We start from the raw sequence: 15220 nt of genomic DNA, 5'->3' as shown, positions 1-15220 counted from the left end.
GGGTCTAGCGTGGTGCTGGGCGGCCAGCGCCGCATTGACCTATCCCATCCCGCAGAACCTCTTGGAGGCACCGACTATGGCAGTTACCACCCAGCGTGAACAGGAACTTTTGGCCCAGGTTCCCACCGGGCTACTGATCGGCGGACACTGGCAGGACGCCTCCACGGGGAAGACCTTCGACATCGAGGATCCGGCGACCGGCAAAACGCTGCTGACGATCGCCGACGCGAGCCCCGCCGACGGGATGGCCGCGCTCGACGCCGCAGCAGCCGCGCAGGACAGCTGGGCGCGGACCTCCCCGCGGGAGCGGGGCGAAATCCTGCGGCGTGCCTTCGAGCTGGTGACCGCCCGCGCCGAGGACTTCGCGCTGCTGATGACCATGGAAATGGGCAAGCCACTCGCTGAGGCTCGCGGTGAAGTGACCTACGGCGCCGAATTCCTGCGCTGGTTCTCCGAAGAAGCGGTCCGCGCCACGGGCCGGTACTCCACCTCTCCCGATGGCAAGACCCGCATCCTGGTCAACAAGAAGCCGGTTGGTCCCTGCCTGCTGATCACTCCGTGGAACTTCCCGCTGGCCATGGCGACGCGCAAGATCGCCCCAGCCATCGCCGCTGGCTGCACCATGGTTCTCAAGCCAGCAAACCTGACGCCGCTGACGTCGTCGTTGTTCGCCGCCGTGCTGGAGGAGGCTGGCCTGCCCGCCGGCGTGCTGAATGTCGTTCACACCTCCGACGCCCAGGGCGTAACCGGGCCCCTCATCGAGGACCCGCGTCTGCGCAAGCTGTCCTTCACCGGGTCGACGCCGGTGGGCCGCAACCTTCTGGCCGCGGCAGCCAAGAACGTGCTACGGACGTCAATGGAACTTGGCGGCAACGCGCCGTTCGTCGTGTTCGCCGACGCTGACATCGACGCCGCGGTGGCCGGAGCCATGCTCGCTAAGCTCCGCAACATGGGGGAGGCCTGCACCGCGGCCAACCGGTTCATCATCCACGAATCGGTCGCCGGGGAGTTCGCCGAAAAATTCGCAGCGAAGATGAAGACCCTGGAAACGAGCCGCGGCACCGAGGATGGGTCAACCCTCGGCCCGCTGATCGATGAGAAGAGCCGCACCAAGGTTCACGAACTGGTCACGTCAGCGGTCGACGGCGGCGCAACAGTGGTCGTGGGAGGGGAGCCGGTGGCTGGCCCCGGCTACTTCTACCAGGCAACGGTCCTCACCGACGTCGCCCCCGGGGCGCGGATCCTGCAGGAGGAGATCTTCGGGCCGGTCGCGCCGATCATCACCTTCGACACCGAGGACGAGGCAGTCCGGCTGGCCAACGACACCGAGTACGGGCTGGTCGCCTACGTTTTCACCCGGGACCTCAACCGGGGCCTGCGGATCGGCGAACGCCTGGACGTGGGCATGATGGGCTTGAACGCTGGCGTGGTATCCAACGCCGCGGCTCCGTTTGGCGGGGTCAAGCAGTCGGGGCTCGGCCGTGAAGGCGGTTCGGAGGGAATTGAGGAGTACCTCTACACCCAGTACGTCGGGATCGCCGACCCGACCGCTTCCTAGGGTTCACCGGGTCCGGCGAACCGCCCGGAATCAGGACCGGGTACTGCCCGCAAGCGATCGGGGCAGCAGCCTGGCCCTGATCCTGGTTGACCGGCTGCTGGTGTCGCGGAGCGCCCGGGCCACCAGTTCGACGTCGTCCCACCCGTCCGGGACGTCCCGGCGCTGTGGGTCGAGCGGTCGGGCGGCGGCCGCGGCGCGGGCGGCTGCGGGTCCGCCGCGTCCGGCGCTCCGGCCTGACGCGCCTCCGCCCGCAACCACGAGCAGCCCAGGATCCGAGTACTTTTCCGCCTCGTATGCGGTGCGGAGGCGCGTCAGCGCCGCGGCCGGAACAGCGCCCAGCCCGGTCTCCGCAGCAAGACGGGAAGCGAAGGTCCGTGGTGTGTCTGTGGGCAGGGCGGGCTGGCCGTAATCGGCGGCAAGGTCGGTGGTTTCCGACCAGGCGATGGCCGCAGCGCCTGGTGCCCCCCGCGTAGCGGCGAACCTGCGACGGCGGCTCCGGCGCCGCAGGGTCCGCAGGAGCAGTGGCACAAAGAGGAGAAATGCAGCGCCAACCAGCACCCCGGTGATCAGGGCCGAGGTTTCCCTGGCCTGTTCAGGGTCGGGCGCGCTCTGCGGGTCCTCGGGGTCGGTCCCGGGCAGCGGTGCGCCAGGCTCGGCTATCGGGTTGCCGCCGGGTGTCAGATCGTCGGGGTTCTGCGCCGGCGCACCCGGTTCGAACGCGGTCTGAGCATAGTCGGGCACCACGCCACGGGAGGGGGTGGGTTCGAATTTTACCCAGCCCACGCCGTCGAAATAGAGTTCGGGCCAGGCATGGGCATCCTGGGAGGTGACCGAGAACTCGGTGAGCTCCTGGCCGTCCGGCCCCTGCTCCGATTCGCCCGTCGGATCGCCGGGCGCATACCCAACCGCCACCCGGCTGGGGATTCCCGCCACCCGGGCCATCACGGCCATAGCACCGGCATAGTGCACGCAGTAGCCGGACCGCGATTCAAGGAAACGCGCGACGACGTCGAGGCTGCTCCCGTCATACCCACCCTCCACCGGGGCATCCACGGAGTAGGTGAAGTCCGGTCCCCGAAGAAAGTTCTGGATGGCCAGGGCCTGCTCATAGGGGTTGGAGATGTTGGCGGTCAGCGATTCGGCGGTCTCCCTGATAATTCCCGGGGTGGTCTCCGGCAGGGCCAGGAACTGGGCGTCGACCGCGCCGTCGGGCACCGGACCAATAGCCTGGAGGCGCTCACGGGTGAGCTCCGGGCCGGCGCTGAATACCTCGTATTGTTGCTGCGCGGTTGACCCGTTGTCGGTGGCGATCACGCTGTGATTCAGCGGATCCCAGGACCAGCGGCCCGAGAGATTGGTGAATCCCACCGGGGCATAGGGCGCCAGTAGCCAGGGGCTGGTGAACGAGTCGGTGGTGACCCGGGTGGTGGTCACCACGCCGGACTCGATCGCGTTGCGCACCTCCTCGGTCCCCATGTCCTCAACTCCAGGCTCCCTGAGACCGTATCGCTGGTCCGGTTCCCACCGCTGCCCGTCGAAGTCCTCGAGGGTCACCGCCCGCAGATACAAGGCCTCGGGCGAGTCGGTGGCATAGGTGATCCTGCCAAAACCGTTCGGGTTCCGGAGGTCATTTCCCAGGGTCACCACCGGGTTCAACCCGGTAGCCGTGCCCCACAGGTTCACCCTGGCCCCCTGCGGGAAGGTGCCAACATTGAATCCCGGCACGGCCAGGGGAACCACCACGGTTACCACCAGCGCCACAGCGCCGATGGATATTCCGCGGACCAGTCTGCCACCCGAGGCATCCCGGGTACCATTCGCGTCGCTGTCCCGCCACTGACCGCTCCCCAGGATGAGGAGGTACCCGATCACCGCTGCCACGAACCCGGGGACCCCAACACTTTGCGGGAGGACGACGGCGGGAACCACCAGCACAGCGAACAGGGCCAGGCCGCTGGTCGCGGGCATCCGGAGGGTGGTGGCAAGGGTGTCGGCGAGAATGGCGATCAGCCCCATTCCGGCGCAGACCACCATGAAAATGCCGGTCCCGGGCAGCACGGGCGCGACCTGGGACACCACGGTGTTTTCCGCGTGATCCAGCAGGATGGTCAACCGGCCAGCAGATCCTTCGCCGGGGAACACCCCGAACACACTTTGAGCCGGGAAGAATTGCCACACCAGCGAACCCACCAGGGCGACGAAACCTGCCACCGGAACCAGCAGGCCGGGGAGATGGGCGCTACGTGCAACGCCCATCACCAGCAGCACGCATCCAACGGTGAACGCCACGGGGTTCAGCCAGGTCCAGCCCAGCACCACCGAGTGCAGGTTCAGCGCCGTCAACATCACCGCGGCGAACACTGCCGCCGTCGACACCCAATGACGCTGGTCGGAGCGCAGCCGGGTGCGGGGCCCCGGCTCGGGACGTTGGGCAGCCGCTGTGCTGGGGCGGGGGAGGGTGGAGGTCACGCTCGACCTCCAGCGGCAGCCGGTGGTGAAGTCACAGTGGTTTTGGCCGTTGACGCACTGGCACCAGCGGGGGAGTCAAAGTAGGTCCACGCTGACCTCAGGTCAGCGGTGGGGGAGACCGCTACCGCATGCCAGCCAGCGGCCCGAAGGATCTCCATCACCGGGTGCAGGTCCTGCGGACGGTCGGCGACGAGGATCGCAAACGAGGTGGACCCGTACTCGGCGGCACCGGCGAGATCCCGGGCTTCGCTCGCGGTGATCGCTCCCAGGACCGCGATAAGGGGGCCCCGATGTTTGTAGGTGGCGAGTTTGTCCATCATCGGATCCCCGAAAGGGGCGTGCCGGGTGGCCGGGGGCGCCCCACCCTGTCCGCGTCGGGGCTGGCGGCGGGACGTAGTCCGTTTCGAGGGGTCAGGAAAGAGTTCGAGGGCGGCCAGCCCTTCGGAGACATTGTGGATGCCGGTGGTCCCGGTGTGTTCCTCATCCTCCGGCCACTGCGCGGAGACCGAGGTTTTGAGTGCTGGCGCCCCCGTCTCATCCACAAACCGCATGGCATAGTTCCGCTCCAGCAGGTGGGCCGTGATGGACATGGCAGCGACCACCGCCCACTCGAAGCCGGGTGAAGACAGTAGCGACGTTCCTTCCTCGTCCCGGTCGCCGCCGAAAGTCCCTGCGAACGCCGAGTTATGCCGGGCCTGGCGCCGGTCGAGGATCAGGGTTGCCTCAGGGGTGGTTACCGACTCTTCCTGGCGGACCATCAGCTCGTTATGCCGGGCCGTAGCAGCCCAGTGCACCCTCCGCATTGGATCACCCGCACGGTACTCACGGGTCATCACATCGTCATCACTGGGGTTGGCGTTGCGCCGGGTAACGGCGAATCCGTCCGCGCCACGGGCACCGGTCAGCGGCGAGTGGGGCAGGTCCAGGGGGGCGGGGGTGACCACCAATCGGTCGGTGCCCCCCAACGTGTGACGGGAGGTGCCCAGCCCGAAGGGGTCGGTGAAGGCCGCAGTGACCGGACCGACGTCGTACACGCCACGGCTCGATGACCGCAGCCTGTACTCATAGTGGCTGGCCCCGCGGGTGGGATGCCGGGAGGGGAAGTGGAACTCGGGGGAGTCTCCGAACCGGGAGGGAAGCAGCTCGCGCATCACCACGCTCCCGCTGACCGGTCCGCTGGAGGCGACCGACAGCGTGACGGTGGACGTGAAACCGGTCTCCATGGTTTGCGGCGCGAATTTCCGACCCACGGTGAAGCGCGGCTTGATCAGTCGCAACATCAGCACCGACAGGAGCGGCAGGCACACCAGGAGCACCCCCACGTAGAGCAGGTCCCGGCGACCGAGAACCTGGGCAAGCAGGAGTGCCACAACGCCGGTGATCACCAGCCCCCACCCGCGCGGGGTGAGGATCCGGGACGGTAACCTGGCCAGCAGTTGCATGAGGAGGCCTAGGCGCGCAGGTAGGAGTTCGCTGCAGCACGTTCCACTGGAACCTTGGACAGGATTCCCGCTACCACCGACTGGGGTGTTTCCCCCGAGCTTTGAGCCTTGCGATCAAGGATCAGCCGGTGTGACAGGACCGCCTCGGCGACCGAAGCAATGTCGTCGGGCAGAACGAAATCCCTGCTCTCCAACGCTGCTCCCGCCTTGGCCGCCCGCAGTAGCTGCAGCAACGCGCGGGGGCTGGCGCCGAGCCGCAGCTGGTGGTGCCCGCGGGTCGCATGGCCGATGGCCACCGTATACTCGCGCACCGCCGGCGACACATAGACCCGCTGCACCTGGTCCATCATCGCAGCGACGTCGGCGACGGTCGCCACCGGGCGGACCGCGTCCAGCGGTGAAACTGACTGGTGGGTCTGCAGCATGTCGAGTTCTGCGTTGCGGTCCGGGTATCCCATCGAGATCCGCGCCATGAACCGGTCCCGTTGCGCCTCGGGCAGCGGGTACGTTCCCTCCATCTCGATGGGATTCTGCGTGGCCACCACCATGAAGGGCTCGGCCAGCCGGTAGGTCCCGCCGTCGACGGTGACCTGATGTTCCTCCATGCATTCCAGGAGAGCGGACTGGGTCTTCGCTGAGGCGCGGTTGATTTCATCACCAATCACGATGTTGGCAAAGACTGGCCCGCGCCGAAACTCAAACCGGTGGGTGTCCTGGTTGTAGATCGACACCCCCGACACATCCGAAGGCAGCAGATCCGGGGTGAACTGGATGCGGTTCACGGTGCAGTCAATGGTGCGGGCGAGCGTTTTCGCGAGCATGGTCTTTCCCACCCCAGGCACATCCTCCAGCAGCAGGTGGCCCTGGGCCAGGAGAACGGTCAGTGCCAGCCGCGCAGCTTCGGGTTTTCCGTCGATGACGGTGTTGATGGATCCCAGAATCCGTCGGGCGGTCTCGTCGAAGTGCTCACCGGACATCGCTGACATTGCGCCCTCCGCGGGGGAGTCCGCGGGCTCGGTCCTGCCGTGGGGTGAGGCGTACTGGTTGGTGGAGTCCATGCGAACCTTCCGCGAACGCTGCACGCCGCTGTGCAGTTGAGTCGGTCAGCCCTGGTCGGATGCGTCCACGGCCGTTATGTCCGTGGGGCACGCAGCAACTGCTTCCCTACAGATTACTAGGACAACTTGCCGCTGTGGGGATAAGTTCCGCAGCGGATGTGCGGGTGGTTAGGGTTGAGTCATGCCTGATACAGCTACCCCCGCGGCGTACCGTCCAGCCCCGCCCAGCGCCGTTCCCGACGGCGAGGTCCACGCTACGGGCGGACGGGAGGACAAGCGCCACTATCCTCCGGCCCCCGAGCCGTTGCCCGTCCCGGTGATGGACAACCACACCCACCTCGACTTCCGGAGTGGTTTGCCGCTGGTCAGCGTCGCCGCCGCGCTCGATGCAGCGGAAGCCGTGGGTGTGTGCGGGGCGGTCCAGGTGGGATGCGACCTCGAGTCGTCCCGGTTCACCGTCGAGGCTGTCACCCAGGAGCCCCGCCTGCTCGGGGCGGTGGCAATCCACCCCAACGACGCCCCGCTGCTTGCCGAGCAAGGCGGCCTTGAGGCTGCGCTCGCCGAAATCGAACAGTTGGCCGCCCATCCGCGGGTGCGGGCGATCGGCGAAACCGGGCTCGACTACTATCGGACTCCCGCCGAGGGGATCGACAGTCAGCACTACTCCTTCCGCCGGCACCTCGATATCGCCAAACGGCTGGAACTGGCCCTCCAGATCCACGACAGGGACGCGCACGACGACGTCGTCGGCACCCTCCGCAGCGAGGGTGCACCGGAACGGGTGGTGTTCCACTGCTTCTCCGGCGACGCAGCCCTGGCACGGATCTGCAACGACGCCGGGTGGTACATGTCGTTTGCCGGAACCGTGACGTTCAAGAATGCCGACAATCTCAGGGAGGCCCTCCGCATCGCGGATCCGGCGTTGGTGCTGACCGAAACCGATGCTCCGTTCCTGACGCCGCACCCCTTCCGGGGGCGGCCCAACGCGCCCTATCTGGTTCCGTACACGGTCAGGAGCATGGCCGAGGTGCTGGGCGCCGACCTTTCCACCCTGTGCCAGTCGATCGCCGAGAACACGCGCAGGGTATACGGGGAGTGGGACTGAGCCGGGCGGCGTCGTCGCCAGCCTGACTTGCCCGCTTATCACATTTCGGTTACGGTGAACGCTTATTAGCCGGGGTCGGGGAAGGCTTTCCGTCTAATACAGTACTTTCTCACCCCAGTGTTGGGACGCCTCCGTTCTGGCGCCCCAACCTGCCTGACTGGTTCATGCCTTCGCGGCGGCGCCGCACCGGGGATACCCCTGTGCCGGTTGGCGGTCGCGTCTCCCCCGTGCCCGGATGTAGCGACCGTGAGGGACTTTGTGGCGAGCAGGAACCAGTGGATCAGGACGATTGGCCAGGGCATCGTCATGATGTGCCTGGTGCTGGGACTCGTCGCTTTCGTGGGAAACAACAAGTCAATCGACCTGCTGATCGATGGCCGGGCCAGTACCGTCCAGACCTTCGGAGGCACGGTGGGAGAGGTCCTCGCCAACTCCAACGTGGTGGTCACCGCCAACGACCAGGTCAGCCCGGCACTGTCTGCAGCAGTTGAAGACGGCTCAGCCATCCAGATCACGACAGCCACCGCGGTCGACGTCGTTCTGAACGGTGCGGAGACAGTCGTCCACACCACCGGCTCCACCGTCGGGGACGTGGTGGACGAACTCGGCGTTGCGGAGTCATCAGCCGTCTCGGCTGATCTGGAAACGCGGCTGACGACGCTCAGCACCGAGCTGGAAATTTCGACCCCCAAGAACATCACGGTGACGGTCGACGGCTCCGAGGACACCCACACGACCACTGAGAAGTCTGTGCAGGATCTCCTCGACGAAGCGAAGATCACCCTCGGCGACGAGGATCGGGTGAGCGTCCCGCTCACCGCCACCCTGGTTGACGGCCTCGGACTGAAGGTCACGCGAGTGGACAGCGACCACCGGGAAACCATCACCGACCCCATTAGCTTCAGCACCGACGAGGTGGACGACGACGCCCTCGACGTGGGCGAGCAGCGCGTCACGCGGGCCGGCGTCGACGGCGAACGGACCAGGATCTACACCTCGATGCTGGTCGATGGTCGCGAGGAGAGCCGCGAGCTCGTCAACGACAAGGTAACGCGTGAGCCGGTCGCCGAACTGATCGCCATTGGCACGCGGGAACCGGAGCCTGAACCGGAGCCTGAACCTGAAACCGAGCCTGAACCGGAGGAACAGTCTGCGCCCGAAGAGGCTCCCGAGCCCGCGGGATCGGACGGCCCGGCACCAGCCGGCGGTGCGTGGCAGGCACTCGCTCAATGCGAATCCGGGGGTAACTGGTCAATCAACACCGGCAACGGATATTACGGTGGCCTGCAGTTCAGTGCGCCAAGTTGGCTCGGCGCCGGCGGCGGCCAGTACGCCCCGCTGCCGCACCTGGCGTCTCCAGCGGAGCAGATCGCCACCGCCGAAGTCCTCAAGCAGAGCGGCGGCTGGGGCCACTGGCCTTCGTGTTCTTCCAAGCTTGGCCTCGGCTAGCACCCCGCGGCTGCCTCAGGTTTTGAATATGTGCCGAGCGTGAGCGGGTTCCCGAGCCGGGAACCCGCTTTTGCCTGGTGCCCGACTACCATGGCTTAGGTGACTCAGCCCCCTAACCCCCAGCCGATCCGGCCACTGCTCGGCGCCGGCGATGTCCGCCGGCTGGCAGCCGAACTTGACCTGCGGCCCACCAAGACCCTCGGCCAGAACTTCGTGATCGACGGCAACACCATTCGGCGGATTGTGGCCGCGGCCCAGCTGGATCCCGAGGAGACAGTCCTTGAGGTCGGCCCGGGTCTCGGTTCGCTGACGCTGGGCCTGCTCGATGCCGCACGGCGGGTGGTGGCGGTGGAGATTGACCCGCTGCTGGCCGAGCGCCTACCCCAAACCGTTGCCCGCTGGCGGCCCGAGACTGCCGGGAATCTCGATGTGGTGCTCGCGGACGCCATGCGGGTCACTGAGTTACCGCACCAGCCAACAGCTTTGGTGGCGAATCTTCCCTATAACGTTGCCGTCCCGGTGGTCCTGAACCTGCTGGAAAACTTTCCCTCCCTGCGCCACGGCCTGGTCATGGTGCAGGACGAGGTGGCCGACCGGATGGCCGCAGGTCCCGGCTCTAAAACCTATGGGGTGCCCTCGGTGAAGGCCGCCTGGTACGCGACGATGCGCAAATCCGGGGTGATCGGGATGAACGTGTTCTGGCCGGCACCCAAAATCGCTTCAGGGCTGGTCGGATTCGTCAGGCACGACCCCCCGGAAACTTCGGCCAGCCGGCGTGAGGTCTTCGCCGTCATCGACGCGGCCTTCGCGCAGCGGCGAAAAACGTTGCGTGCCGCCCTGGCGGGGTGGGCAGGCAGCCCAGTGCTGGCGGGGGAGGCCCTGGCCTCGGCTGGTGTTGACCCGAGTCTTCGCGGGGAAATGCTGGACATCGCCGCATTCGCCCGGATCGCCGAGGCGAAGCCAGCCCCGGCTCCGCCAGCCCCGGCTCCGCCCGCCCCGCCGAACCGGTAACAACCACTGGACCGAGTCAACACATATGACCAGTTTCGCGACGGATTTCGGTCATATGTGTTGACTCAACCCATGGGGGAGGTGGGCTAGGAGCGGGTGGCCTCGTGCTGGACCGTGCCCTTGGCGTCCTGAGCCTTGTCCTTCACATCGGCTGCAGCTGAGGTGCCCTCATCCTTGACAGTTTTCGCTGACTCGGCTGCGGTTTCCTTGACCGAATCCATGGCCTGCTGCGCAGGTTCCTTAAGATTCTCGGCCACATGCTTTGCCGCGTCGGTAATGCCGGTGGTGAAGGGCTCGGCCTTCTCCTTCAGCGCTGTAGCAGCCTCCTTCTCCTTCTCGCTTGCCGGAATGAGTGAAGCGATGAGCATGCCGGCACCGAACGCAATCAGCCCAGCTGCCAGAGGGTTGCCCCGGGTTTTGGTGCCCACCTGGTGCGGAGCGTCCTGCACCGCGCCGCCGGCGTTGTGCAACGCATCTTTCGTCCCGCTGGACGCGTGATCGGCTGACCCCATGACTGAGGTCTTCAAGCCGCCGACGGCGTTGCGAACCTTGTCAGTCTGCCGCTGGGCAATGCTGGAGGGGCTTACCTTGTCGGCGACGGCGTCGACGTCGGTGCCGAGCTCCCTGCGGGTTCGCTCAATGTCGGCACGGATCTGTTCTGGTGTCTGGCTCATGGGGTGTGCTCACCTGGTTTCAAAGTGGGGGGAATGTCTTTCATGGTGGCGGCCGTGGCGGGCATACCCCGGACGCTCTTGAGTTCCTTCTTGCCGGTCACTGCCAATACGGCAGCGATGATGCCCCAGATGACTGCGACGATCACTGCAGACCAGCCGAGGCCAACCAGTTCTGCCAGACCCCACATGAGCGCCAATGACAGGAACAGGAGGACAAAGTGCCCGGCAACGCCAGCCCCGGCAAACATGCCGGCGCCCTTTCCTGCTTTGGTCCCGCTCTCGCGCAGCTCGGCCTTGGCGAGTTCGAGTTCCTGACGCATCAGGGTGGAGAGGTCGCGGCTGACATCGCTGAGCAGTGACCCCAGCGTTTCGTTGGCCGCGCGCTCCTCCGCCTCGGGGCGCGATGGATCATAGGTGGAAGACCCTCCGGTGTGTGTTCCGCTCATCAGCGCAGGTCCCTGTCCAGTGGCCCGTCCTGGGTGCGCCTTCCCGGCTCGATGACCGGCTCCGAGGCGAGGGGATCGCCGAAGGACTCCTGCGGATATCCCGGAGTCCTTGAGCCAGCGCCAGAACCACTGCCAGCTTCAGAGCCAGAGCCGCCCGTGGGCGGGGCGGCCGTGGTGGGCGCGCCGAAGCCGGTAGCCGCCTCCGACTGCGCGGGTACTGTCGGCGGGAATTCGGGCGCGGGATTCGACGGCGTGGAACCATGGGCGTCTGATCCGGCCCCGGCGAGGCCGCGGGTCAGGCGTCCTGCGAGGAGTCCGGCGCCTGCGGCCACCATCAGGAACGTTCCCGGCCGACGTCGGGCGAAGTCCTTGACCTCGTCGAGCAGGGATCCTGGATCCCGGCCTTCGAGCCAACCTGCGACGTCGCCTGACCGCTGGGCGGCCTGACGGACCAGGCTATTCGCGGGTCCGTTCTCGTCGCCGTTGTCCGCCATCGTGCCGAGCTCATCACTAATTGAGCGCAGACCCTCCGCGGCCTTCTGCTGGCTGGCTCCGGCCTGAGTCTTGAGATCAGACCCCAATTCCCCCAGCAGATTCTTCGCCTGGGTGCTGGCTTCGTGTGCAACGTTCTTCGCTTCGGAGCCAGCGGTTTCGGCGACGCTTTGGGCTGCCCCGAGGCCTTCCCGGCCGACGTTCTTCGCCTCGTTCACTGCCTGGTCTTTCACCCCGGTGCTGCTCTTGGATTCCTCTGAGGATAGGGCTGCGGTCGGCGAGACGGTCTGTACATGCTCTCCTGAGGGCGCTGCCGTCAGCGGATCCGCTGACCAATTCTGGGTAGTCATAGTATTTCCTTCGGATAGTCATCCTGCTTACCATTGTAAGATAAGCACGCTTACTACTTATTGGCAATGGGTTGATAGTGGCGGATTTTTTGGGCAGATGGGCCCCGCAGGTTTCCGGGTTCAGCGCCCTGTGGCCTAGGTTGGAGAGTATGGAGGCAGGTAAAACGGCAGGACTGTTCGGTAGCGCACCGGCCAGCGTTCGCGTCCGCGCGCCCGGAAAGATCAACGTCTCGTTCCGCGTTGGCCCCTTGCGGGAAGACGGCTATCACAGTGTTGCGAGCGTGTACCTGGCTGTCTCCCTCTTCGAGGAAGTCACCGCAACGGTCAGTTCCGAGCCGGGCACCGTGGTTACCGTCAACGGGCAGGGGTCCCTCAACCTGCCGGTCGAGAGCATTCCGTTGGATGCCACCAATCTTGCTGCCCGGGCCGCAGCGGTTCTCGCCGATCTCAGCGAGGATTCGACCGGGTTGCTGCTGGACATCACCAAGCGGGTACCGGTAGCTGGCGGAATGGGCGGCGGGTCGGCGGATGCCGCTGCCACCCTGCTGGCGTGCGATGCACTCTGGAACAGCGGGTTCTCCCGCGATGAGCTGGCGAAGATGGCGGCGGAACTCGGCGCGGACGTACCGTTTGCGCTGGTAGGTGGCACGGCCGTCGGGGTGGGGGTAGGGGAGCAGTTGACCCCGGCCATCTCCAAGACACCGCTCTACTGGGTTCTCGTGACCTCTGCCTATGGACTTTCGACGCCCGAGGTCTACCGCACTCTCGACGAACTCCGGTTGCGCGACGGGACGGAACCCGCTGCGCCACCCGAGATCGATGCCCGGATTCTCAGTGCGATGCGTTCCGGGGACGCTGCGGCTCTCGCCGATCTGCTGCATAACGACCTGCAGGCTGCGGCGCTTGAGCTCGCACCGGAGCTGGCCGACATCCTGAACGCCGGGACGGACGCCGGGGCGCTTGCCGGCCTGGTGTCGGGTTCGGGTCCAACCGTCGCCTTCCTCGCGGCCAGTGAAGCCCATGCCGCTGAACTAGCTGCACAGCTCACCGCTGATGGCCTGTCAGCCACCGCCGTGCATGGCCCGGTCCACGGTGCCAGAATTGTTAACGACTACATCGCCTGACCTGCCACCGAAGCTGGGCCAGTTCAAGCCGTCTCTACCCTTATCAACCAGGAAGCAGTACACCTTTGGCACATCTTCTGGGCGCTGAAAGCGTCAGCGTCACGTTCGCCACCCGCACCGTTCTCGACGGCGTTTCCCTCGGCATCGAGGACGGCGACCGGATCGGTATGGTGGGGCGGAACGGCGACGGCAAGTCAACCCTGATGCGGCTCCTCGCCCAGCGGGCCACCCCCGACGAGGGGCGGGTTACCCGTCGTCGGGACGTGCACGTCGGATACCTTGATCAGACCGACGTCCTTGACGGCGACCTTGGCGTGGGCGAGGCAATCGTCGGCGACCAGGCCGACCATGAGTGGGCCTCCAACCCCAAAATCCGCGACGTCATGGGCGGCCTCGTCGCCGAGGTCGACTGGCACGCGAAGGTGTCCTCGCTCTCGGGTGGACAGAAACGCCGCGTTGCATTGGCCAAGCTCCTGATCGGCGACGACGACGTCATCATGCTTGATGAGCCCACCAACCACCTCGACGTGGAGGGCGTCGCCTGGCTTGCCCGTCACCTCGCTGAGCGGTGGCGTCCCACCGACGGCGGTCTGCTGGTGGTCACCCACGATCGCTGGTTCCTCGACGAAATCTGCACGCGCACCTGGGAGGTTCACGACGGCGTCGTCGACGGGTTCGACGGCGGGTACGCCGCCTATGTGCTGGCACGGGCCGAGCGCGACCGGATGGATTCGGTGGTCGAGGGAAAACGGCAGCAACTGGTCAAAAAGGAGCTGGCATGGCTCCGGCGAGGCGCCCCCGCGCGGACAGCGAAGCCGAAGTTCCGCATTGAGGCGGCCAACGCCCTGATCGCGGATGTTCCCGAACCCCGCGACTCCCTTGCACTGAGCAAGATGGCGATGGCACGTCAGGGCAAGGATGTCCTGGATCTTGAGAACGTGTCCCTGTCCCTGGGGGACAAGAACCTCTTCGACGGAATTACCCTGCGCCTCGCTCCCGGTCAGCGGCTGGGGCTGGTTGGTGTCAACGGATCGGGCAAGACCACCCTGCTGCGGATGCTGAACGGCGAGGTAACTCCCGACGCCGGAAAGGTGAAAAAGGGCAAGACGGTGCAGACTGCCGTGCTGTCCCAGGAGGTCAAGGAACTCAACGAGCTGGAGCACCTTCGCGTTACCGAGGTCATCGAGCAGGAGAAGCGCGTCTTCAGTGTCGGTGGGCGTGAAGTGTCGGCCACCCAACTCGTGGAGCAGCTTGGTTTCACCAACGCGAAGCAGTGGACCAAGGTGAAAGACCTGTCCGGTGGGGAACGGCGCCGGTTGCAGCTGCTGCGGCTGCTGGTCGGAGAACCCAACGTGCTGATGCTCGATGAGCCAACCAACGACCTCGACACTGACACTCTGGCAGCGATCGAGGACGTCCTGGACGGGTGGCCCGGGACCCTCGTGGTTGTCTCGCACGATAGGTACCTTCTGGAGCGGGTCACCGATTCCCAGATGGCGCTGCTGGGCGACGGCAAGCTGCGCGACCTGCCTCGCGGCGTTGACCAGTACCTTGAGCTGCGACGTGCCGCGGAGACCGGCTCCGGAGCGTCCCCGCTGAACGCTGAGGACGCCCAGGCCGGCGGATCCACCGCCAAGTACAGCTCCGAGGAAACCCGGCAGGCAAAGAAGGATCTGACCCGCATTGAACGGCAGCTCGGAAAAGCCTCGGCGCAGGTGGAGAAGATTCAACACCAAATGAATGACGGTGCAGCGGGAGACGTCGACTTTGAGAAAATGGCGACCCTGAACAAGAAACTGCAGGCATTCCAGGCTGAACAACAGGATCTGGAACTCCAGTGGCTCGCCGCTGCCGAGGTGCTCGGTAAGTAACGTCCTGCCGCGAGGCAACCCCCACCCGCCGAACCGTGAGCTCTGGAGACTCACACGCCCGTTAGTCCGCCACAGCTGACGGTTCGGCGATGAGGGGGGGTGAAGTCGCAGGATCCACCCGACTCATGGCAAACTGGACAACCGCGCTTCGTCACGGAAATATGTCGTTTC

The 15220-nt window shown here is 66.0% G+C and carries 12 protein-coding genes; 6 read left to right on the top strand and 6 right to left on the bottom strand.

The window, feature by feature from the left end; all coding sequences use genetic code 11:
- The first annotated feature begins 76 nt into the window (after window positions 1–76).
- Window positions 77–1558: an NAD-dependent succinate-semialdehyde dehydrogenase gene (locus tag IWX62_RS07355; RefSeq protein WP_196840726.1), complete on the top strand. Its 1482-nt coding sequence runs from the start codon at window positions 77–79 to the stop codon at window positions 1556–1558.
- Window positions 1559–1588: 30 nt separating this feature from the next.
- On the opposite strand, the gene IWX62_RS07350 is transcribed toward IWX62_RS07355, so the two are convergent.
- From IWX62_RS07350 to IWX62_RS07340, 3 genes are read right to left on the bottom strand one after another with little or no spacing between them, the layout of a single operon-like run.
- On the bottom strand, window positions 1589–4027 hold the full coding sequence (locus tag IWX62_RS07350; RefSeq protein WP_196840725.1) for a transglutaminase TgpA family protein: 2439 nt from the start codon (window positions 4025–4027) through the stop codon (window positions 1589–1591).
- The gene (locus tag IWX62_RS07345; RefSeq protein ID WP_196840724.1) at window positions 4024–5469 is read right to left on the bottom strand and encodes a DUF58 domain-containing protein; all 1446 of its coding nucleotides are present in this window, start codon (window positions 5467–5469) and stop codon (window positions 4024–4026) included. Before IWX62_RS07345 ends, IWX62_RS07350 begins: the two co-directional genes overlap by 4 nt.
- Window positions 5470–5477: 8 nt before the next feature.
- Window positions 5478–6527, bottom strand: a complete 1050-nt coding sequence (locus IWX62_RS07340) for an AAA family ATPase (protein WP_196840723.1) — start codon at window positions 6525–6527, stop codon at window positions 5478–5480.
- A gap of 181 nt (window positions 6528–6708) precedes the next feature.
- Here IWX62_RS07340 and IWX62_RS07335 point away from each other — a divergent pair, with 181 nt between their 5' ends.
- From IWX62_RS07335 to rsmA, 3 genes are all read left to right on the top strand, one after another.
- Window positions 6709–7632 (top strand): TatD family hydrolase, encoded by a 924-nt coding sequence (locus tag IWX62_RS07335; RefSeq protein WP_196840722.1) that lies wholly within the window; start codon window positions 6709–6711, stop codon window positions 7630–7632.
- Window positions 7633–7878: 246 nt separating this feature from the next.
- Window positions 7879–9081: a transglycosylase family protein gene (locus IWX62_RS07330; RefSeq protein ID WP_333483269.1), complete on the top strand. Its 1203-nt coding sequence runs from the start codon at window positions 7879–7881 to the stop codon at window positions 9079–9081.
- A 99-nt stretch (window positions 9082–9180) separates the two neighbouring features.
- Complete coding sequence (rsmA, locus tag IWX62_RS07325) at window positions 9181–10092, top strand: 16S rRNA (adenine(1518)-N(6)/adenine(1519)-N(6))-dimethyltransferase RsmA (protein ID WP_333483268.1); 912 nt, start codon at window positions 9181–9183, stop codon at window positions 10090–10092.
- Between the two features lie 86 nt (window positions 10093–10178).
- On the opposite strand, the gene IWX62_RS07320 is transcribed toward rsmA, so the two are convergent.
- From IWX62_RS07320 to IWX62_RS07310, 3 genes are read right to left on the bottom strand one after another with little or no spacing between them, the layout of a single operon-like run.
- Window positions 10179–10766 carry a DUF3618 domain-containing protein gene (locus tag IWX62_RS07320; RefSeq protein WP_196840721.1) on the bottom strand — a complete coding sequence of 196 codons (588 nt, stop codon included), beginning with the start codon at window positions 10764–10766 and terminating at the stop codon, window positions 10179–10181.
- Window positions 10763–11212 carry a phage holin family protein gene (locus IWX62_RS07315; protein WP_196840720.1) on the bottom strand — a complete coding sequence of 150 codons (450 nt, stop codon included), beginning with the start codon at window positions 11210–11212 and terminating at the stop codon, window positions 10763–10765. Before IWX62_RS07315 ends, IWX62_RS07320 begins: the two co-directional genes overlap by 4 nt.
- Window positions 11212–12054, bottom strand: coding sequence for a hypothetical protein (locus tag IWX62_RS07310; protein ID WP_196840719.1), 843 nt, complete (start codon window positions 12052–12054; stop codon window positions 11212–11214). Before IWX62_RS07310 ends, IWX62_RS07315 begins: the two co-directional genes overlap by 1 nt.
- Window positions 12055–12203: 149 nt before the next feature.
- Here IWX62_RS07310 and IWX62_RS07305 point away from each other — a divergent pair, with 149 nt between their 5' ends.
- Together IWX62_RS07305 and IWX62_RS07300 are read left to right on the top strand one after the other, a co-directional pair.
- Window positions 12204–13178 (top strand): 4-(cytidine 5'-diphospho)-2-C-methyl-D-erythritol kinase, encoded by a 975-nt coding sequence (locus tag IWX62_RS07305; protein ID WP_196840718.1) that lies wholly within the window; start codon window positions 12204–12206, stop codon window positions 13176–13178.
- Between the two features lie 65 nt (window positions 13179–13243).
- Window positions 13244–15049 (top strand): ABC-F family ATP-binding cassette domain-containing protein, encoded by a 1806-nt coding sequence (locus IWX62_RS07300; protein ID WP_196840717.1) that lies wholly within the window; start codon window positions 13244–13246, stop codon window positions 15047–15049.
- The last annotated feature ends 171 nt before the right edge of the window (window positions 15050–15220 follow it).

This window comes from Arthrobacter sp. CAN_A1, from assembly GCF_015751665.1.
Lineage (GTDB): Bacteria > Actinomycetota > Actinomycetes > Actinomycetales > Micrococcaceae > Arthrobacter_D.
This window is presented reverse-complemented; position numbering and strand designations above follow the sequence as displayed.